Below are 20,559 nucleotides of genomic sequence, written 5' to 3' on the forward strand. Positions count from 1 at the left end.
TGATCGTCCTGGGGATCCCGGCGAGCCCGAGCGGGCCCACTCCCCCACCGCGAACCGCAAAACGCCAGGTAGCCTGTCACGGTGCGTGTCCTCGTCGTCGACAATTACGACAGCTTCGTGTTCAACCTCGTGCAGTACCTCGGTCAGCTCGGGGTGTCCGCGGAGGTCTGGCGCAACGATGACGAGCAGCTGGGGTCCGACTCGTTGATCGAGAAGGCCGCCGCGGAGTTCGACGGGGTGCTGCTCAGCCCGGGCCCCGGCACCCCCGAGCGGGCCGGCGCGTCGATCCCCCTGGTCCGCGCCTGCGCCGACGCCCAGACACCCCTGCTCGGAGTGTGCCTCGGCCACCAGGCCATCGGGGTGGCCTTCGGCGGCACCGTCGACCGGGCACCCGAACTGCTGCACGGCAAGACCAGCACCGTGTTCCACACCAATGTCGGGGTGTTCGCAGGGCTGCCGGATCCGTTCACCGCCACCCGGTACCACTCGCTGACCATCCTGCCCGAGACCATGCCGGCCGAACTCGAGGTCACGGCCCGCACCCGCGGCGGTGTGGTGATGGGTGTGCGGCACACCGCGCTGCCGATCCATGGGGTGCAGTTCCACCCGGAGTCCATCCTCACCGAGGGTGGGCACCGCATGCTGGCGAACTGGCTGGCCGCCTGCGGCGAAGCCCCCGAGGAGACGCTGGTGCGCCGGCTGGAGACCGAAGTGGCCGACGCGGTGGCCGCGGCTACTGCGCGAAGCTGAGCGAGATCGACGCGTCGAACCGCAGCGCCTCACCGGCGGCCGGGTCCTGGGTCACCACCCCGTTGGTGGGAACCCCGCTGTTCTGTGCATTCGGGAGTTTGACCAGGTTGCCCGTCCACCCCAGCGACTGCAACAGCGGCCGAGCATCGTCCCAGAACTGCCCGCGCAGGTTTGGCATGACGAACTGGTTGCCGCGCGACACCTGGATCTGGATCACGTCGGTCACCGGGACGTTGGTGCCGGCGGGTGGATTGGTGCGCAGCACCGTCCCCGGCGGCTGGGTGCTGTCGACATCCACCTGCAGGGTGTTCGAGAACCCGGACTGGGTCAGCAGCGCCCGGCAGTCATCGCCGCTCAGACCGGAACAATCCGGCACCGGCTTGCTACCCGGACCGGACCCGATGACGATGATGATCTGGTTGGTGATCGCCGAGGTCTGATTGGCCGGCGGGTTGGTCTGCAGCACCTTGTCTTTGAGCTCAGGTGTGGACACCGACGTGGTGCGAGTGAAGCGGCTGAAGCCGGCATCCCGCAGCTTGGTCACGCAGTCCTCGTAGGTGGTGCCCTCCTGGCAGTCGGGCACCGACCGCTGCTCCGGGCCGGTGGAGATGTTGACGGTGATCTCGTCGCCCGCCGCCACCGAGCTGCTGGCGGCCGGGTCGGTGCTGATGACCAGGTTCGGTGCCACTTCGTTGTCGGGCTGGCGGTTTGTGCGGGTGCGGAAACCGGCGTTCTGCAACACCACGATGGCGTCGTCCTGAGCTTGCCCCGTCACGTCCGGGACCTGGACCTCACGGGTCTCCCCACCCCAGAAGTTGATGGCCAGCGTGACGAGCACCGTCAGCACGGCCAGCACCGCGACGGCGACCACCCACCGGGCCACCGAACCCTTGGAGCGGTCCTCGGGTGGCTCGGCGTACCGGTGCTCGGCCTGCCTCGGCAGCTGATCGGTCGCGTCGTGCTCCCGGGCCACCGGCGCGCTCAGGAACGACGTCCGCTCGGCGTCGGTGAACACCCGGGGCGCCTCGGGGCGCTCGCCGGAATGCACGCGGACCAGGTCGGCGCGCATCTCCGCGGCCGACTGGTAACGATTGTCGGGGTTCTTGGCCAGCGCCTTGAGCACCACGGCGTCGAGTTCCGGCGAAAGTTCGGCGTTGCGGGCCGACGGCGGCACCGGGTCCTCGCGGACGTGCTGGTAGGCCACCGCGACGGGCGAGTCGCCGACAAACGGCGGATCGCCGGTGAGGATCTCGTACAGCACACAGCCCAGCGCATAGACATCGGAACGGGCATCGACGGAATCGCCCTTGGCCTGCTCGGGTGACAGGTACTGCGCCGTCCCGATCACCGCGGCGGTCTGGGTGACGCTGTGCGAATCGGCCAGCGCGCGGGCAATGCCGAAGTCCATCACCTTCACCGCGCCGGACTTGCTGATCATGATGTTCGCGGGTTTGACGTCGCGGTGGATGATGCCGTGCTGGTGGCTGAAGTTCAGGGCCTGGCAGGCGTCGGCGATCACTTCGATGGCGCGTTTCGGCGGCATCGGCCCGTCGTTGTGCACGATGTCGCGCAGCGTCACGCCGTCGACGTACTCCATCACGATGTACGGCAGCGGACCGGTCGCGGTTTCGGCCTCGCCGGTGTCGTAGACGGCCACGATCGCCGGGTGGTTCAGCGCGGCCGCGTTCTGCGCTTCCCGGCGGAATCGCAGGTAGAAGCTGGGATCGCGGGCCAGGTCGGCGCGCAGCACCTTCACCGCGACGTCACGGTGTAGGCGGGTGTCGCGGGCCAGGTGCACCTCGGACATGCCGCCGAAACCGAGGATCTCACCGAGCTCGTAGCGCCCGGACAGCAGCTCAGGGGTAGTCATCGCTTTATCTCGTCAGGTGGCTCGCCGTGGGCGGTCAGCCCACGCTCAGGCCAGGTGGTGGCCAGGAAGCTGGACTGTCCTGGCTTTTCTCCAGGATTACCGGTCACCGCGCCCGGAGTCCAATTCGACGGCGTGGCGGGCGCGGGTTCGGTACTACCGGTCTCCCCCGGTGGCGGCGGGGTCACGGTGTCGGTGACCGTCGGCGGAGTCTGTTGCTGATCGAGGCCGTCATTGCGGGCATTCACCACGATCAGCACGGCGATCACGATGGCCAGCGCGCCCAGCACTCCGGCCGCCCACAACAGCGCGCGCTGTCCGCTGGAGAACGTGCGCCGGGCGGGCGGCGGACGGTGACTGCCGGAGGCGGGTCGTTGCCTGGCGCCGGTGGCGCGCACCCCGGTCGGCGGGCCCGCGGGCAGCCGCGGTGAGGATCCCGGGATGGCGGCAGGTGCGGCGCGGCCGATCTGCGGAGCCTGGTTGGGTCGCGGTGGCCGCCGGCCGGCGCGGACCGCGGCGACTGCGTCGGCGAACGGTCCGCCGCTGCGGTAACGCATCCCGGGGTTCTTCACCAAGGTGATCTCGATGAGCTCGCGCACATTCGGTGGCAGGTCCGCCGGCAACGGCGCGGGGGTCTCCTTGATGTGCTTCATCGCCACGGTCAGGGCGCCGTCACCGGTGAACGGGCGCTTGCCCGAAACAGCTTCGTAGCCAACGACTCCCAGCGAGTACACGTCGGAGGCCGCGGTGGCGTCGTGGCCCAGGGCCTGCTCCGGGGCGATGTACTGCGCCGTGCCCATCACCATGCCGGTCTGGGTGACCGGAGCCGCGTCGACGGCTTTGGCGATACCGAAGTCGGTGAGCTTCACCTGCCCGGTGGGCGTGATGAGGATGTTGCCCGGTTTGACGTCGCGGTGCACCAGGCCGGCGGTGTGCGCGACTTGGAGGGCGCGGCCGGTCTGCTCGAGCATGTCCAACGCGTGGCGCAGCGACAGCCGGCCGGTGCGTTTGATGACGGAGTTCAGCGGTTCCCCGTTGACGAGTTCCATCACCAGATACGCGGTGCGGCCCTCGCCGTCCATCTCGGTTTCGCCGTAGTCGTGGACGCTGGCGATCCCGGGGTGGTTCAGCATCGCGACCGTGCGTGCCTCGGCCCGGAAGCGTTCGACGAATTCGGGGTCCGAGGAGTATTCGGCCTTGAGGACCTTGACGGCCACCCGGCGGCCCAGCCTGCTGTCGACGGCCTCCCACACCTGGCCCATGCCGCCGGTGGCGATGAGGCGCTGCAGGCGGTAGCGGCCGGAAAGCGTCACTCCTACGCGGGGGCTCATTGCTCGGCTCCCCTTCGCTCCGGTCCTTGCTCCGAAGCAGTGGTCCTCTTCCTCAGCGGACGCCTCGCTGCGATCCTCACTCCGGGTCGCCTTCGGGGGCTCATCAGGATCCTCCCTGCAATGCCGCGGCGATCACGGCGCGACCGATGGGCGCAGCGACGGCTCCGCCTGTCGCGTCGAGCCGGTCGCCACCGTTCTCCACCAGCACCGCGACCGCGACCTTGGGGTCCTGCGCGGGGGCGAAGGCGATGTACCACGCGTGCGGCGGGGTGTTGCGTGGGTCGGTACCGTGCTCAGCGGTACCGGTCTTGGATGCGATCTGCACGCCGGAAATCGCCCCTTTCTGCTGTGTGTTCTGCTCGGCGGCGACCATCAAATCTGTCAGTTTAGCCGCGACCTGCGGCGACACCGCACGCCGCTGCTGAGTGGGGGCGGTGGTGCTGATGTTGGCCAGATCGGGACCCTTGAGGCTGTCCACCAGATACGGCTGCATGGTCACACCGTCATTGGCGATGCTCGCGGCCACGACGGCGTTCTGCAGCGGCGTCATCGCGACGTCCTTCTGACCGATGCTCGACATCCCCAGAGCGGCCCGGTCGGTGATGGGGCCGACGGTGGACTCGGCGACCTGCAGCGGGATGGCCGGCGGCGGCTCGTCGAGGCCGAACGACAAGGCGGTGTTGCGCAGCGCTTCCGACCCGAGGCGCAGGCCCAGTTGGACGAACGCGGTGTTGCACGACCGCGCGAAGGCTTCCTGCAGCGACGCGGTGGCCGCGGACCCACACGGGGTGCCGCCGTAGTTCTCCAGTGTGGCGGTGCTGTCGGGCAGCGGGATGGACGGCTGCGAGGTGAACTGGTCACCGACGTCGATACCCGACTGCAGCGCCGCGGCGGTGGTGATCACCTTGAAGGTGGAGCCCGGGGGGTAGCGCTCGGAGATGGCGCGGTTGGTCAGCGGTGAACCGGGGTCGTCGCGCAGCTGTTCCCATGCCTGGTTCTGCTTCGCCGTGTCGTGGGAGGCCAGCAGGTTGGGATCGAACGACGGTGAGGACACCAACGCCAGGATCTTGCCCGTGGACGGTTCGATGGCGGCGACGGCACCGGTGCAGGGCCGTCCGCCGCAGCCCTGCTGCATGGCGTCCCAGCCGGCCTGTTGGACCCGCGGCACGATGGTGGTGTCGACGTTGCCGCCGCGCGGATCGCGTCCGGTGAAGAAGTCGGCCAGCCGCCGGCCGAACAGCCGTTGGTCGGAGCCGTTGAGTACGGTGTCCTCGGCGCGTTCGAGTCCGGTGCTGGAGTAACTCAGCGAGTAGAACCCCGTGATGGGCGCGTAGACAAAAGGATTGGGATACGTCCGGAGGAAGCGGTACCGGCCGTCGGTGGACACCGAGTACGCCATCAGCTGCCCGCCTGCGGAGATCTGGCCGCGCTGCCGGGAGTACTCGTCGAGCAGCACCCGCTGGTTGCGGGGGTCGGCGCGCAGCCCGTCGGCGGTGAACACCTGGGTCAAGGTGGCGTTGGCCAGTAGCAGGACGATCAGCGCCATGACCGTCACCGAGATGCGTCGCAGTGAGGTGTTCATGCCTTGGAGATCACCTCGGTGCTGGCCGCCGCGATGGGCTGCTGGCTGGTCGGACTCATGATCGGGCGGCGGGCCGCGTGCGAGATACGGACCAGGATGCCCAGCAGCAGGTAGTTGGCCACCAGCGACGAGCCGCCGTAGGACATCCACGGTGTGGTGAGTCCGGTCAGCGGGATCAGGTTGGTGACTCCCCCGACCACGATGAACAGCTGGATCCCCAGGGTGCAGGCCAGCCCGGCGGCCAGCAGTTTGCCGAAACTGTCCCGCACGGCGATCGCGGTCCGCAGGCCGCGGATGATGACGATGGTGTAGAGCATCAGCACCCCGGCCAGCCCCACCAGGCCCAGCTCCTCCCCCACCGCGGCGATGATGAAGTCGGTGGAGGCCGCGGGCACGGTACCGGGTTGGCCGTTGCCCAGCCCGGTGCCGAAGATGCCTCCGGTGGCGAAGCTGAACAGCGACTGCACCATCTGGTAGCCGGCGCCGTCGGGGTCGGCGAACGGGTCCAGCCAGTTCTGCACCCGCACCCGCACGTGGTCGAAAAGGTAGTACGCCGCAACACTTCCCGCGGCAAACAGCGACAGCCCGATGATCACCCAGGACAGCCGGTCGGTGGCGATGTAGACCATCACCAGAAACGACGCGTACAGCAGCAGTGAGGTGCCCAGGTCCTTTTCGAAGATCATCACGCCGATCGAGACGATCCACGCGGCCAGCAACGGAGCCAGGTCGCGTGGCCGCGGCAGGTCCATGCCGAGGACGTGCTTGCCCGCGCTGGTGAACAGGTCACGCTTGGCCACCAGCACCGCGGCGAAGAACACCAGCAACAGGATCTTGGAGAACTCGGCGGGCTGAATCGAGAAGCCCGGGAAGCGAATCCAGATCTTGGCGCCGTTCTGCTCCGAGAACCGGGAGGGCAGCACGGCGGGGATGATCAGCAGGATCACGCCCACCAGACCGCAGACGTATCCGTAGCGCGACAACTGCCGGTGGTCCTTGAGGAAGATCACCACCAGCGAGAAACCCAGAACGCCGACCAGCGTCCACAGCACCTGCTGATTGGCACTGGGGCCCGTGGACACCTCGCCGGCGCCGATGGCCAGGTCGAGGCGGTGGATCATCACCAGGCCCAGCCCGTTGAGCAGTGCCACCACCGGCAGCAGCAACGGGTCGGCGTAGGGAGCGAACCGGCGGATGGCCAGGTGCGCGCCCGCGAACAGCGCCAGGTAGGCCATGGTGTAGCTGATCAGGTCCAGCGACAGGCCCTGCTCTTGATTGGCCTCCACGATCAGCAGCGCCACCGCGGTGATCACGGTGGCGAAGCACAGCAGCAGCAGTTCCGCGTTGCGCCGGTTGGGAAGTGGGGGAGTGACGGCAACCGGCGACTGAGGCGCGGTGGTCACGTCGCCGCCCGGCAATCGGTGCCCGGCTTCGGCGGTGCCGGGGGCAGCTGGGTGGCCGTGGGTGTGGGGGAAGCGCTCGGTGTCGGCGGAGCCGGGGGAGCGGGGCTACCGCTGGGCGCCGGGCCGTCCTGCTGCGGGGCGGGCGGCCTCGAGGTCGGGGTGGGGCTGGGCGACGGCGACGGCCGGGCAGACGTCGCCTGGGGAGCCGGGGAAGGGCCGATACCCGGTGTGGCGGAAGGGTTTCCGGGTGCCGGTGCGGCCGGGGACGGCGAAGGGGAGGCGGTGGGGGATGGTGCCGGGGTGGCCCGGGGCACCACACAGGGTGGCAGCAATGAGGTCCGGGCGAGTTCGCGCAGCTGCTCGATGGCCTCATCGAGCGATCCGCCGGGTAACCCCGCCGCGACCTGCGTGCGCTCGGAGGGCCGTAGATCCTGCAGCTGCATCAGCCGGCAGTTCAGGTTGTCGCCTGCCTGCCCGTAGCCGATCTGCGACAGTTCGTTCCGGTCGTTCAGGCAGCCCAGCAGATGGGGCTCCTGCAGGGGGATGCCCAGAAACGAGCTCTGGATACCCCGCATCACCGACACGGTGCCGTCGTATTCGGCGACGTAGTAGTTGCTGCGGATGATCTGCCGGGTGACCGCCAGACCGGCCAGTACCAAGAGCACGATCACCGTGACGGCGAGAATCAGCTTGCGTCGGGAACGTGGTCTTTTGGCAGGCGGCTCCGGCTGGGGCACAACACGTTTGGCGGCGGTGCGCTTCGGGTTGAAGGCCGATGCCCGTCCGGCTGCGGTGTTCGGGGCGGGGGCGTCGTCGTCCTGACCCGACACCGCGCCGGCCAGGATCGGCTGGGTCTGGCCGTAGTCGTAGTCCACCACGTCGGCCACCACCACGGTGACGTTGTCGGGTCCGCCGCCGCGCAGCGCCAGTTCGATGAGGCGGTCGGCGCTCTCGGTGACATCCTCGATCTGCAGGGCCTCTTGGATGGTCTCGAAACTCACCGGGTCGGACAGGCCGTCGGAGCACAGCAGGTAACGATCGCCGGTGCGGGCCTCCCGCATGATCAGCGTCGGCTCCACCTCGTGTCCGGTGAGCGCCCGCATGATGAGCGAGCGCTGCGGGTGGCTGTGGGCTTCCTCGGCGGTGATCCGGCCCTCGTCGACCAGCGTCTGGACGAAGGTGTCGTCTTTGGTGATCTGCGTCAGTTCACCGTCGCGCAGCAGATAGCCACGGGAATCGCCGATGTGGACCAGACCAAGTCTGTTGCCGGCGAACAGGATTGCCGTGAGCGTGGTGCCCATGCCTTCCAGTTCGGGCTCCATCTCGACGTGCGCGGCGATCGCGGAGTTGCCGTCGCGCACCGCAGCGTCGAGTTTGCTCAGCAGGTCGCCGCCGGGTTCGTCGTCATCGAGGTGAGCCAGCGCGGCGATCACCAACTGCGAGGCCACCTCGCCGGCGGCATGCCCGCCCATACCGTCGGCCAGCGCCAGCAAGCGCGCGCCGGCGTAGACCGAGTCCTCGTTGTTGGCGCGGACGAGGCCGCGGTCGCTGCGGGCGGCGTAGCGCAGAACCAACGTCACGGGCGCAACTCGATCGCCGTCTTGCCGATTCGCACCGGCGTTCCCATCGGAACTCGTACCGCCGTCGTCACCTTCGCCCTGTCAAGGTATGTACCGTTGGTCGATCCTAAGTCCTCGACGTACCATTCCGAGCCCCGCTGGGACAGACGCGCATGGCGCGTCGATGCGTAGTCGTCGGTCAGGACCAGGGTGGAATCGTCAGCGCGCCCGATCAGCACCGGTTGCGTCCCCAACGTGATCCGGGTTCCCGCCAGCGCGCCCTCGGTGACCACCAGGTATCGCGCGGTGGTGCGGCGCTGCCGTGACGGCAGCAGCGCACCCCGGAAAGCCAGTCCCCGGCGCACCATCACCGCACCGGTGGGCGCGTAGATGTCGTTGCGCAGGATACGCAGCACCGACCAGATGAACAGCCACAGCAACAGCAGGAAACCGGCGCGCGTCAGCTGCAGCACTAGTCCCTGCATCTGACGTCCTTCCGTCTCACCCGTGCCCGCCCGGCACCGTCACGATACTTGTGCAGCCACCCACACGAGGGGGAAGCGCACCGCAGTGCCCCGGGGTGTCGGCTCCGTGAGTCGGCCGGAACTCAGTGAACTCGGACGACGATCTCCGAGTGGCCGAGCCGGATGACGTCGCCGTCGGCGAGCTGCCACTCCTGCACCGGTGCGTTGTTCACCGTCGTGCCGTTGGTGGAGTTGAGGTCCGACAGCAAAGCCACCTGGCCGTCCCAACGGATCTCGAGGTGCCGGCGGGAGACACCGGTGTCCGGCAGGCGGAACTGGGCATCCTGTCCACGACCGACGACGTTGGCACCTTCGCGCAGCTGGTAGGTGCGGCCGCTGCCGTCGTCGAGCTGAAGCGTGACGGTGGCACCACCGGCGTACCCGGACGGTGCGCTCTGTCCGTAACCACCCTGGGCGTACCCGCCCTGCTGGCCGTAGTCCTGCCCGTAGTCCTGCTGGCCGTACTCCGGCTGACCGTAGTTCTGGCCGTAGTCGTAGTCGCCGCGGGGCTGCTCGCCGTAGCCGCCCTGGTCGGGGTAGCCGCGGCCTTCCTGACGTCCGTGGTCGGGCTGACCCTGGCCGTAATCGGGGCCGGGCCGCCCATAGCCCTGGCCCTGGTAGCCCTGGTCGTAGCCGCCCTGGTCCGGGTAGCCGCGGCCGTATTCGTCGTAGCCGCGGTTGGGGGGCTGCTGGCGTCCGTAATCGCCGCTGGGTGCGCCGTAGGGATTACCACCCTGCGGGCCGGGACCGTATCCACCGGGACCGCCGGGGCCGCGTCCGTAGCCGGGGTCGTAGCCACCCGAGGGCGGGCCGTAGCCGGCCGGCGGACGCTGGTCGTACGACGGGGGATAGCCGCCCTGGTCCGGGTAGCCGCCCTGGTCGGGATAGCCCTGCCGCGGCGGCGGGTAGTTCGGCTCGCGGGGCGGGTAGCCGCCCTGCTCCTGCGGGCGCTGCTCGGCGCCACGGGCCTCGTCCTGCGGACGGCCGTAACGATCGTCCTGGTACTCGTCGCCGGGCTGCCCCTGGCCCTGACCCTGACTGCCGCGGTAACTGGGATTGTCGCTCATCGGTGGTACTCCTGGTTCTGCGGTAGACGCCTGGTCTGATTGTGACGGGGCTGGCTGTGGGGTGCGCGGTGGGGGTGCGGCGCCGGCAGGCATGTCGTGGCTTGCGTCGGGGTTGACGACCCCGCGCGCCCGTACCTGACCGGTGCGCAGGTTCGACGACTGTGCGAAGCGCACAACCACGTCACCATACGTTTGCCACCCTTGTTCGCCGATGTAGCCGCCCAGATGCTTGGCGAAGGCATCCGCCGTCAGGTCTCGGTCGGCAGACACCTTCTGGTAGTCGTGCTCACTGAGGGTAATGACGTATTCGTTCGGGGCCAAAAGTCGTCCGCCCTGCAGCGAACGCACTCCGTCGGCCGCTTCGCGGCGCAACATCCCTTCGACTTCCTGCGGCACGATCGACCCGCCGAACACTCGGGCGAAGGCATCGCCGACCGTGGACTCGAGCTTGCGGTCGAAACGCTGCACCAGTCCCATGTCACCGCCTACCTGTTCTCGTAGTACCCGCAGTTGTGCGCAGGGCTGACCCACGTACGTGTGTCGCGACCCTGTGCTTTTCCACCTGCATGGTATCGGGCCCTGCCAGCACAATGGCACCATCCGAACGCTGAGAATCAGAATCGGGCAGGTCAGCGCCGTGCTCTGCGGGTGTGCAGAGATCGGTCACACCGGTGCCGCTGAGCTCGCGTTTGGGATCTGACGGCATGGGCGTGTTAGTCTTCCCCGGTCATTTTGGGCGAGTGGCGGAATGGCAGACGCGCTGGCTTCAGGTGCCAGTGTCCTTCGGGACGTGGGGGTTCAAGTCCCCCTTCGCCCACCGCGAGCGGTTCTTTGAACCGCAGGCACAGAGGTCACGAATTCGAAAGAGTTCGTGACCTCTGTGTTTTGCGCTGGGCTGGCGGGACCCACAACACGTGATCGACCGTGAGTGTCCCGATCAAGGTTGGCCCGGGGGCGCGCAGCTGGCAGCGTGGCGGTCGTCGGCAGTCCGGGCAGCGGCGGGTGTGACGGCAGCGGTGTTCGCACCCGACGGGTCAGAGCAGCCGCACGTCCAACGTGGTCTCGACCGCGGCGCCGTCGACCGCTTCAACGAAATATGCTGCCGCGCCACGCTTTTCGGTCACCGCCTCGACGAACTCGGTGCCTCGGTACAGGACCCCGGCGCCGTCGTCGGTGGCATACGCTGCGGGCAGCGTTGCATCCGCGACGAGCCGGTGCAACAACGGCCTGCGCTGGTCCTCGGAGTCGTAGTGCACGCCGTTGGCGTAGGGAACGAACCCGAGCCCGTCGGTCACCGGCCGGAGCTCGGGGCCGAACGAATCGGTGGTGCCCCCGGCGTGCCAGCAGATCGAGCCGGCCGAGACGCCGGTCAGGACCACACCGGATCGCCAGGCGGTGTGCAGTGCCGCGTCGAGACCGTGTAGCCGCCACATCGCGAGCAGGCCGGCGACACTGCCGCCGTACACCCACACCACGTCCTGCTCGAGCAGATGCGCGGTGACGTCGTCGACGTTGGGCATGGGGAACAACGACACGTGTGAGACCGAGAACCCTCGAACCTGAGCGGCTTCGGTGAGGTAGTGCAGCACCGCCTTGTCATCGCCCATGGCCGTCGCCAACAGGCACACCTTCGGCGCCCGGCCGGTCACCCCGGACAGTTCCACGGCGAAATCGGTCAGTGCGGTGAAGGCCAGCCTGGTTCGCCGGCCCGCACCGATACCACCGCTGGTGGCCAGAATGGTGGGTGCGTCGGCAGGCATACGACGAGCCTAGCGGGACAAGTGGTTTCGGGGCTCACGCGCCGATGTGGTGGCTGCGCGGCTCGCTTGTCGGACCCCGAGCGGATGCTGGTCGCAACTACGAAAGAAAGGCGCGGCCATGTGCTGGCAATGCGACAACCCGGCGCGCCACCATCGACGACTATCTGGACCACCTGCGTGACACGATCCGCGTCCACGGCTGGGCGGTTCAGTATGTCGAAGACGACAAGAGATCGTTCGCGGATACCGTCGGACTGCATCACGCGGACGTCCTGAACTGGCGCCGGTGGTCAGCCGGCGCCCGCGGTGTCATCGAGGAGCACTGGAGATCCGCGTCCGTCGACGCCGTTCGGCCGCTGGACGCCTGTCATCTACGCTGTGAGCAGTTTGCCCACGAAATAGAACGTGTTTCAGGCGGGCGACCTATCCTGCGTTCATCTCGGTGGGCGGGGAACTACCGATTACGGACCGACGCGGGGGCAAAGGTTCTCACCAGATGGTTGCCGAAGTATCGCTGATCACCTCGATCAAACGGTGGTGGCGTCAACCGGATTCCTACCACTGGATCAGTAGCTACCTGCGCGCCCGCGGCATGCTGAACATCAGCCGGACGCTCATCGCCGCCATCACGTTCTCGCTGGGCGTCGTGGCCGCGGTGCTGATGCTCAGCCCCGGTGCGGTACACGGCCCGATCCTGCGCACACTGGCGTGGACCGCAACGGCAGGCACCCTGGCCTGCGGTGCGTTGTGGTTGATCCGCTGGCCCACCAAGCGGCAATCGATCGCGTTCATCCTGTCGATCAACCTGTGCATCGCGGTGGTGTGCCAGACGCAGGTCAACGCCATGGTCGGGTTGATCGGCTGTGTGGCCTTCGCGATCACCGGGGGCTACATCGCCTGCTTTCACGGCGCCAGCTTCATGGTCTACAACTTCGCCGTCGCCATCTATCTCAGCGTCGTGCAGGCCACGGTGTACGGATTCGGCGGCGATACCGCAGAGGTGTTGGCGGCGCTGCTGTTCGTGCTGCTGATGAACACCGGCGTCCCGTTCGGGGTGCAAGCGGTGGTCCACGTACTGGGCATCGACCTGCTGCAGGCGCGCCACGACCCACTGACCGGTCTGCTGAATCGGCGGGCCTTCTTCGAGCGCGTCGACGAGGTGTTGCACACCGGCCGCGCCGCGCCGTGGTACCTGGTGATCATGATGGTGGATCTCGATCGGTTCAAGCTCCTCAACGACACCAGCGGACACGCGGTGGGGGATCAAGCGCTGATCGCGGTGGGCCGGGTGTTGACCTCGCTCGGTCGAGGCGGTGTGGTCACCGGTCGCGTGGGCGGCGAGGAATTCCTGGTGGCCGACTTCGCCACCGACACCACCCCGCGGGCACTGGCGCAGCGGATCTGCGACGCGGTTGCCGCGCTGCCGTTCCCGATCACCGCAAGCGTCGGCTCGGCGACGGGCCGTGTCGACCATCTGAGCCCGGAGGCCAAGCAGGACATCGTGGGGCAGCTGTGCACCCGCGCCGACGCGGCCATGTACATCGCGAAGCGTTCCGGCGGCAACCAGGTGCGGCACACCTGAGCCGGGTCAGTTGTCGCGGCGGTCGTCGAGGGCACGCAGCGGCGGGCACTCCACGTACCGCACCTGGTCACCGCCGGCCAGCCGGGCGTCGAACATGGCCACCGTCGCGATGGTGACCATCTCGTCGAGGACCTCGTGATACGGGGTGTTCGCCAAGCCCTTCAGGGGAGTGCTCACCACGCCGATGCTGGCCGTCAGCCGGGGAGGGGTGGTGGCGATGGCACTGCGCACCCGGTCGACGAGCGGACTGACATCGGTGGTCTGGAAGGTGTCGGAGATCAGGAATTCCTCTTCGCCGATGTGTGCTACCACGGCGTCGCGGCGCGTCACATCGCGCAAGGTCTGCCCGACGGCCACCCGGGCCCGGTCGGTAGCCACTCGGCCCTCGGTCTCGCCGAGCAGACGGAAATGGTCCAGGGTGGTGACGGCGATGATCAGGTAGCGGTCATCGCCGCGGTTGCGGGCTCCGATCAGTTCGCTGGTCTGGAGATAGAACGCGTCCTTGTTCAGCAGCCCGGTGACCGTGTCGATGTCGTCGCTGAGCACGTCCACCTCGAGCATGTGCACCAGTGTCTGGCAGGCGACGGGCACCACGATGTTGATGCCGAGGATGAACACCCCGGTGCACGCGCCGAAGACGATGTCGCGGGCCGCGGCGAGCTGGGTCGCCGTCACCGCGATGGTCACCACCGCGATGACGACATTGGTCAGCACCAGCCGCGCCGTGTGGAACAACCCGACGTAGGCGCCGAGGATGGCGAACGCCGCACCGGCCGTCGCGTTGGCCACCACGTCACCACCGGTCAGGCAGGTCAGTGCGATGAGCAGGCTGGAACACACCACGAAGGCGCCCGACGCCCGCCGGCTCGGCCAAGCGGGCCGCAGCCAGAACAACGCCATGACCAGGCAACTGATGGTGATGAACACCGACGCTGACCGGCCCAGCGGGTCTTGCGGTCCGGACGGGCTGGCCAGCATGAACAGCGGGACCAGGCCCATACCGAGGGTGGTGGCCGCGACGGCCCGGCACACGGCCGCCTGGGCTCCCTGGGCGGCCAGGTACGCGGTCATCCAGTAGTAGTGGTCGGGGTGGTGCCACCACCTCTGAAGACCTTCGGGCATCCGATGCCTCTCGACGCCGCCCAATGACAGTTCGGTGACCCCCCGCTCACCAGGCGTCCAGCGAAGGGCGATTGAGTGAGGCTACCTGGGTGGGCTGTGATTGCTGTAGTCAGTGGGCTAACGTCGCCACCATGGCAGAGACCTTCGACGAGATCCCGATCGATCAGGTGGCCGAAGGCGACCTCGTCGACAGGGACGGTAAGAGCGCGAAGGTGGTGCACAAGGACGACACCACCGACAAGGACGGCGCCGCCTCGGTCCTGGTGACGTTCGAGACCGACAACGGCGAGACGTTCGACATCGAGTACGCATCCGGAACCGTGGTGCGCCGATTCCCCGAATCGAAATGGGAATCCGCGCAGAGCCCCACCCCGCACACCGACGCGGAGTAGGCCCGCGCCCTCACCCGGTCAGCTGCGCGCCGATCCGGCGCAGCAGCAGGGCGGTCTGCTCCGGGTCCGTCGAGGGATCACTGTCGGTCAGATCGGCGACGGCATGGATGCCGGCGAACGGAGCCGGGTCGGCGCCCAGGTCGTTACGGCCCACCACTGCGACGACGGGTAGCTGAGCCGCACGCTCGGCGATCGCTGCGGGCAGTTTCCCGAACAGGGTCTGGCTATCGAGCCGACCCTCCCCGGTGATCACCAGCTGGCACTCCTGCACCCGGCGATCGAACTCCAAGAGATCGAGGAAGTACTCGGCACCTGAGGTCACCGCGGCGCCCAGAAGCAGCGCCGCGAACCCGCACCCGCCCGCCGCTCCGGCACCGTCGGCCTCGGCCAGAGCGCCGGGCCACCCGGACCGTTGCGCGGCGCGCGCCAGGTTCATCAGCCCGGCGTCGAGCTGCGCGACATCGGTGGGGGAGGCCCCTTTCTGCGGACCGAACACCGCGGCCGCGCCCGAGCCGCCGGTCAGCGGGTTGCTGACGTCGGTGGCGACCAGGATGTCGACAGCGGCCAGGTCGACGGCCGCGCTGCGCTCGATGTGGTGCACCCGGGACAGATGTTCGGCGCCGGGCGGCACCGCACGGCCGGTGCGGTCGAGGAAGCGGTAGCCCAGCGCGGCGAGCATGCCGGTGCCACCGTCGGTGCTGGCACTGCCACCCAGCGCCAGCACCAGGCGATGCGCGCCGAGGTCCAGCGCCTGCCGAATCGCTTGTCCGAAGCCGAAACTCGACGCCCGGTGAGGCGCCAACACTCCGGCGGGCAGGGTGGACATGCCGCAGGTGTCGGCGATCTCGACCACGGCGGTGCCGTCACGCATCGCGATGGTCGACGTCCGGGGTCGACCCAGGGCGTCGGAGACCACGACGGGGTGGGCACCGAATCCGGCGGCCAGCGCGGCCGCGACGCTGCCGTCGCCGCCGTCGGCCAACGGCAGGCAGACCGACTCGACGCCCGCGTCGGCCAGGCCGGCCGCCAACTGCGCCGCAACGGCCGTTGCGGGCAGGCAGCCCTTGAACTTGTCGGGGGCGATCAGGACCCGCATGCCAGATGCGGTTCGACGAGTTCGCAGTAGCGCCGGATCATGGTGGACACCACGTCGGCGCCGGGGGCGGCCCAGATATCGGCGTTGAAGATCTCGACCTCCACATCGCCGGGGTAGCCGGTGGCGGCCACCGCGGCGGTGAAGGCGGCGAAGTCGATGTGCCCGTCGCCGACCATGCCGCGTGAGAGCAGCGCATCGGGGGGAAGCGGGGTGATCCAGTCACCGATCTGGTAGCTGGTGATGCGATCACCGGCACGGGCGATCTGTTCGAAAATCCCTGGCTCCCACCATAAATGGAAGGTGTCCACGACGACGCCCACCTGGTTGACGGGAAACTGCTCGGCGATGTCGAGGGCTTGGCGCAGGGTCGACACCACGCCGCGGTCGGCGGCGAAGATCGGATGCATGGGTTCGATTCCCAGGCGTACGCCGCGCTGACCCGCTTCGCCGGCGAGTTCGGCGATGGCCTCGGTGGCGCGAGCCCGCGCGGCGACCAGGTCGCGGTCCCCGGCCGGTAGGCCACCCGGAACCAGCACCAGCGTGGGTGCACCCAGTGCGGCGGTCTCGTCGAGGGCCCGCAAATTCTCCTCGTGTGCCGCCCGGCGCTGCGCAGGTCCGGCGACGGTGAAGAAACCGCCGCGGCACACCGAGGACACCCTGAGCCCGGCCTGCCGGATCCATCCGACCGCCGTGCTCAGCCCCACCTCGGCGACGGGCTCGCGCCACACCCCGATCGACGGCAGCCCGGCCTCGGCGCAGCCGTCGATGGCCGAGCGCAGATCCCACGAGGCCGTCGTCCGCTGGTTCAGGGACAGCCGGGCCAGCCGGTGGTCGCCGGGACCGGGGGTTTCCACTCTGGCCGCCAGTCCGGACGGCACATCCAGGACCTCGGTCATCGTGAGATTCCGTGCACCCGAAGCCAATTGGTCATCCGCTCGATCGCCAGATCGGGATCGCGCAGCACCCGGGCGTCGTTGGCCAGGCGGAACAGTGTGGACAGGTGCACCGCGCTGCGGGCGCTCTGCAGACCCGCGACCATGGTGAAGCCGGGCTGCAGGCCGTTGAGCCACGCCAGGAACGCGATACCGGTCTTGTAGTGATAGGTGGGTGCCTCGAAGATGTGCCGGGACAACGCCAGCGTCGGGTTCATCGCCGCGTCGTAGCCGGCGACGTCACCCCGGTCCAGGGCGGCCAGGGCGGTCGAGGCAGCCGGAGCGATGGCGGCCAGTGCCCCCAGCAGGGCGTCGGAGTGGTGGGTGCCGTCGCCACGGATCAGCTCCGGATAGTTGAAATCGTCGCCGGTGTAGAGCCGCACCCCGGTGGGCAGCGCGGCCCGCAGCCCGATCTCGTGTTCGGCCGACAGCAGCGACACCTTCACCCCGTCGACCTTGTGGCTATGGGCGTTGATCAGCTCGAGGAACGTGGCGGTGGCGGTGGCTGTCTCCGTGCTGCCCCAGTAACCGCGCAGTTGCGGGTCGAACGCCTCACCGAGCCAGTGCAGGACCACGGGACGTGACACCTGCTCGAGCAGGCGGCCGTACACCGTCAGGTAGTCCTCGGCGCTGCGCGCGATGCGGGCCAGATGCCGCGAGGCCATCAGGATCACCTCGGAACCCGTGCTCTCGACAAAGGCGATCTGCTGGCTGTAGGCGTCGATGACCTCCTGCAGCGAGGCCAGGGTGTCGCGATGGTCGGTGCCTGCACCGGAGGCGATCCGGGCCCCGACGGCCAGGGCCTGCCCGGCGCTGCGCCGGATGAGTTCCTGGGTGGCGGCCCAGTCCAGGCCCATGTTGCGCTGGGCTGTGTCCATGGCCTCGGCGACACCGAAGCCGTACCGGAACAGGTCGCGGCGAAACGCCAGCGTGGCATCCCAGTCCACCGCGGCGGGGGCGCCGGGAACGTTGTCACCCCACGGATCGGCGGCCACGTGGGCCGCGGCGAACGCCTGCCGGGTGGCGAAGCCGCCGGGATGTTCGGCCCAGTCTGTCGGCGCCGCCACCTGCACGGTGTCCCAATCACCTTGTGCAGTGGGAAGTTCCACAGCCAGCGTGGAGGTGGTCATCGGCTCAGGTCTTCCATCTCGATCCGGCGGCCCTCGTCGGAGGACTGCAGCCCGGCCTCGACCAACTGCAGACCCCGCACTGCGGACATGAAGTCGTACGGGTGGGGCCGGCCCTCGAGTACGTCGGTGAGGTAGCGCTCCCATTGGGCGCGGAAGCCGTTGGTGAAGGTCTGGTTGTCCGGGATCTCGTCCCAGTCAGCGCGGAAGTCGTGGTCGGTCGGCAGGTCGGGATTCCACACCGGCTTGGGGGTACGGACCCGCGGCTGGATCCGGCAGCCGAAGAGGCCGGCGACGGCCGAACCGTGGGTGCCGTCGACCTGGAACTCGACGAGCTCCTTGCGCTCCACCCGCACGGCCCACGACGAGTTCATCTGCACGATGGTGTCGCCCACCTCGAAGATGGCGTAGGCGGCGTCGTCGGCAGTGGCCTCATAGGGACGGTTCTGCTCGTCCCAGCGCTGGGGGATGTGGGTGACGGCCTTGGCGATCACCGAGTCGACGCGGCCGAACAGGTGCTCGATGACGTAGTTCCAGTGGCAGAACATGTCCAGCACCATGCCGCCACCGTCGGCGGCGCGGTAGTTCCAGCTTGGCCGTTGCGCGGGCTGCAGGTCGCCCTCGAACACCCAGTAGCCGAATTCGCCACGGACCGAGAGGATCCGGCCGAAGAAGCCGGAGTCGACCAGGCGCTTGAGCTTCACCAGGCCGGGCAGGTAGATCTTGTCGTGGACGACGCCGTTGATGGTGCCCGCGGCGTTTCCGGCCTCGACCAGTTCCAGACCCTCCTCGACGGTTTCGGCCAGCGGCTTTTCGGTGTAGATGTGCTTGCCTGCGGCCAGGGCCTTCAAGATCGCCTTCTTGCGCTCCGAGGTCACCTGGGCATCGAAGTAGATGCTCGAGGTCGGATCCGCGAGGGCGCCATCGAGATCGGTGGTGTATTCGGCGATGCCGTGGCGGTCGGCCAATTCAGCGAGCTTGCCGGCGTTGCGGCCGACGAGGATCGGCTCGACCTGGACCCGGCGGCCGTCGGCGAGCTCGAGACCGCCTTCATCGCGGATGGCCAGGATGGACCGGACCAGGTGCTGACGGTAGCCCATGCGTCCGGTGACGCCGTTCATGATGATGCGGAGGGTGTCGTCTGTCATGCGGCTACGGTAAGCGCTTTCCAAATCGGTGGCAAGAGCCGCGCGGGAGTTTGTCGTCGGTTCAGCGCGTCAGTTCCGGAGTGCTGTCCCGGATCACCACGGTGCTCTTGACCCGCCGCAGGCGCGGTTGCGGCCCCGGTTCCTGCAGCACCAATCGCAATGCTTGAGCGCCGATTTCGGTGAGCGGGATCTGCACGGTCGTCAGGCGCGGAGTCACGTCGCGCAGGGTTGCGATGTCGTCGAAGCCGGCCAGCGCCACGTCGCCGGGGACCGAGACCCCGTGGTCGCGCAGCGCGGCCATGGCGCCGACGGCCATCACGTCGTTGACCGCGAAGATGCAGTCGATCTGGTTGAGCCGGTCGAGAAGCCGCTCGGCGGCCCGGTAACCGCCTTCGCGGGTGAAGTCGCCGCCCACGACGTGCTCGGATGGCAGGGCCAGCTTGGCGGCGGTCAGGCCGCGGCGGTAGCCGTTGACCCGGTCGATGGCCGTCAGCAGCGTGGGCGGACCCGACAGCACCGCATGCTTGTGGTAGCCGAGTTTGACCAGCTCAGTGGCCAGATCGCGGGCCCCGGACTGGTTCTCGATCACGATGGTGTCGGTGTCGAGGCGGTGCTGGCTCACGAGAACCGCTCGGCCCCCGCCACTTTCGAATGACGCCACTTCCTGCCCCAGCGGGCCGCGCCGGGAGGTCTGAGCGTCGCGGCTGCCGACGATGATCACCCCCTGGGCGCGCTGGGCCCGCAGGTTGGCCACGTGCTGGACCTCGCGTTCCGGGGAGCGGCCGGTGCTGGCCAGCGTGACCAGCAGTCCCTCCTCGTCGGCCGCCTCGATCACCCCGGCGGCGATGCTCGCGAAGTAGGGATCGGCGATGTCGTGCACCACCAGTCCGATGACATTGGTCCGTCCCCGGGCCATGGCCTGGGCCTGCGCATTCGGGGTGTACTTGAGCACCGCGGCCGAAGCCAGCACCCGATCGTGGAGCTCCTTGCGGACCTTGCGTTCGCTGCCGTTGAGGGCGCGTGAGGCGGTGGCCAGCGAGACCCCGGCGTGCCGCGCCACATCCTCCAGGGTGACCAGCCCGCGACGGTCAGCTTTCATGACAGGACCCTCCCGGACGCCTTCGTAGTCGGCCTCAATGAAACCACTGCCACCCAGGACGTGGCCGTGCGGCGGCGCTCTGACGTCGTACGACGTGCGCACCACAGCGGCGTTGACACTGTGCGATGGGTCACGTTACAGTCGAAACCGCTACGGAAAGCGCATTCCAAACCCGGGACCCCACGAACCGGCACCCCGGGACACTGCGACCTTAGGAC

The 20,559-nt window shown here is 68.5% G+C and carries 17 protein-coding genes and 1 tRNA gene; 4 read left to right on the plus strand and 14 right to left on the minus strand.

The genetic code is table 11. From position 1 onward, the window contains the following. The first annotated feature begins 81 nt into the window (after positions 1-81). Positions 82-750, plus strand: coding sequence for an aminodeoxychorismate/anthranilate synthase component II (locus AC3A6P_RS13570; RefSeq protein ID WP_487692083.1), 669 nt, complete (start codon positions 82-84; stop codon positions 748-750). Here the strand turns inward: AC3A6P_RS13570 and pknB are convergent. The 7 genes from pknB to AC3A6P_RS13605 form a co-directional block, all read right to left on the minus strand. Beyond that, positions 734-2,620, minus strand: a complete 1,887-nt coding sequence (pknB, locus tag AC3A6P_RS13575) for a Stk1 family PASTA domain-containing Ser/Thr kinase (protein WP_487692084.1) — start codon at positions 2,618-2,620, stop codon at positions 734-736. The two genes, AC3A6P_RS13570 and pknB, sit on opposite strands and share 17 nt — an antisense overlap. After that, the gene (locus AC3A6P_RS13580; protein WP_487692085.1) at positions 2,617-3,948 is read right to left on the minus strand and encodes a protein kinase domain-containing protein; all 1,332 of its coding nucleotides are present in this window, start codon (positions 3,946-3,948) and stop codon (positions 2,617-2,619) included. The genes pknB and AC3A6P_RS13580 overlap by 4 nt, the downstream gene beginning before the upstream one ends. Before the next feature lie 103 nt (positions 3,949-4,051). Beyond that, positions 4,052-5,530 (minus strand): D,D-transpeptidase PbpA, encoded by a 1,479-nt coding sequence (gene pbpA, locus AC3A6P_RS13585; protein WP_487692086.1) that lies wholly within the window; start codon positions 5,528-5,530, stop codon positions 4,052-4,054. Then, positions 5,527-6,933: an FtsW/RodA/SpoVE family cell cycle protein gene (locus tag AC3A6P_RS13590; protein WP_487692087.1), complete on the minus strand. Its 1,407-nt coding sequence runs from the start codon at positions 6,931-6,933 to the stop codon at positions 5,527-5,529. Before AC3A6P_RS13590 ends, pbpA begins: the two co-directional genes overlap by 4 nt. Continuing rightward, on the minus strand, positions 6,930-8,513 hold the full coding sequence (locus tag AC3A6P_RS13595; RefSeq protein ID WP_487692088.1) for a PP2C family protein-serine/threonine phosphatase: 1,584 nt from the start codon (positions 8,511-8,513) through the stop codon (positions 6,930-6,932). Before AC3A6P_RS13595 ends, AC3A6P_RS13590 begins: the two co-directional genes overlap by 4 nt. Beyond that, positions 8,510-8,977: an FHA domain-containing protein FhaB/FipA gene (locus AC3A6P_RS13600; protein WP_487692089.1), complete on the minus strand. Its 468-nt coding sequence runs from the start codon at positions 8,975-8,977 to the stop codon at positions 8,510-8,512. The genes AC3A6P_RS13595 and AC3A6P_RS13600 overlap by 4 nt, the downstream gene beginning before the upstream one ends. Positions 8,978-9,099: 122 nt before the next feature. Then, positions 9,100-10,560 carry an FHA domain-containing protein gene (locus tag AC3A6P_RS13605; protein WP_487692090.1) on the minus strand — a complete coding sequence of 487 codons (1,461 nt, stop codon included), beginning with the start codon at positions 10,558-10,560 and terminating at the stop codon, positions 9,100-9,102. A 257-nt stretch (positions 10,561-10,817) separates the two neighbouring features. On the opposite strand from AC3A6P_RS13605, the gene AC3A6P_RS13610 reads away from it, so the two are divergent. Continuing rightward, positions 10,818-10,900 (plus strand) — tRNA-Leu (locus tag AC3A6P_RS13610). 217 nt (positions 10,901-11,117) lie between these two features. On the opposite strand, the gene AC3A6P_RS13615 is transcribed toward AC3A6P_RS13610, so the two are convergent. Further along, positions 11,118-11,843 (minus strand): Type 1 glutamine amidotransferase-like domain-containing protein, encoded by a 726-nt coding sequence (locus AC3A6P_RS13615; protein WP_487692091.1) that lies wholly within the window; start codon positions 11,841-11,843, stop codon positions 11,118-11,120. 496 nt (positions 11,844-12,339) lie between these two features. Between AC3A6P_RS13615 and AC3A6P_RS13620 the strand changes: the two genes are divergently transcribed. Further along, positions 12,340-13,425, plus strand: a complete 1,086-nt coding sequence (locus AC3A6P_RS13620) for a GGDEF domain-containing protein (protein WP_487692093.1) — start codon at positions 12,340-12,342, stop codon at positions 13,423-13,425. Positions 13,426-13,431: 6 nt separating this feature from the next. Here the strand turns inward: AC3A6P_RS13620 and AC3A6P_RS13625 are convergent, their stop codons facing one another. Beyond that, positions 13,432-14,547, minus strand: a complete 1,116-nt coding sequence (locus AC3A6P_RS13625; protein WP_487692095.1) for a GGDEF domain-containing protein — start codon at positions 14,545-14,547, stop codon at positions 13,432-13,434. Between the two features lie 131 nt (positions 14,548-14,678). Between AC3A6P_RS13625 and AC3A6P_RS13630 the strand changes: the two genes are divergently transcribed. After that, positions 14,679-14,939 (plus strand): hypothetical protein, encoded by a 261-nt coding sequence (locus tag AC3A6P_RS13630; protein ID WP_487692096.1) that lies wholly within the window; start codon positions 14,679-14,681, stop codon positions 14,937-14,939. A 10-nt stretch (positions 14,940-14,949) separates the two neighbouring features. Here AC3A6P_RS13630 and AC3A6P_RS13635 read toward each other — a convergent pair whose 3' ends face one another. From AC3A6P_RS13635 to AC3A6P_RS13655, 5 genes are all read right to left on the minus strand, one after another. Next, positions 14,950-16,035: a glycerate kinase gene (locus tag AC3A6P_RS13635; RefSeq protein WP_487692097.1), complete on the minus strand. Its 1,086-nt coding sequence runs from the start codon at positions 16,033-16,035 to the stop codon at positions 14,950-14,952. After that, complete coding sequence (locus AC3A6P_RS13640; protein ID WP_487692099.1) at positions 16,023-16,931, minus strand: sugar phosphate isomerase/epimerase family protein; 909 nt, start codon at positions 16,929-16,931, stop codon at positions 16,023-16,025. Before AC3A6P_RS13640 ends, AC3A6P_RS13635 begins: the two co-directional genes overlap by 13 nt. Further along, positions 16,928-18,097 (minus strand): dihydrodipicolinate synthase family protein, encoded by a 1,170-nt coding sequence (locus tag AC3A6P_RS13645; protein ID WP_487692100.1) that lies wholly within the window; start codon positions 18,095-18,097, stop codon positions 16,928-16,930. Before AC3A6P_RS13645 ends, AC3A6P_RS13640 begins: the two co-directional genes overlap by 4 nt. Then, positions 18,094-19,242, minus strand: coding sequence for a Gfo/Idh/MocA family protein (locus AC3A6P_RS13650; RefSeq protein ID WP_487692102.1), 1,149 nt, complete (start codon positions 19,240-19,242; stop codon positions 18,094-18,096). The genes AC3A6P_RS13645 and AC3A6P_RS13650 overlap by 4 nt, the downstream gene beginning before the upstream one ends. Positions 19,243-19,303: 61 nt before the next feature. Continuing rightward, entirely contained in the window at positions 19,304-20,341 is a 1,038-nt protein-coding gene (locus AC3A6P_RS13655) for a LacI family DNA-binding transcriptional regulator (protein ID WP_487692104.1), read from the minus strand. Positions 20,342-20,559: the final 218 nt, after the last annotated feature.

The sequence above is a fragment of the Mycobacterium sp. Soil_C_30 genome (assembly GCF_057656995.1).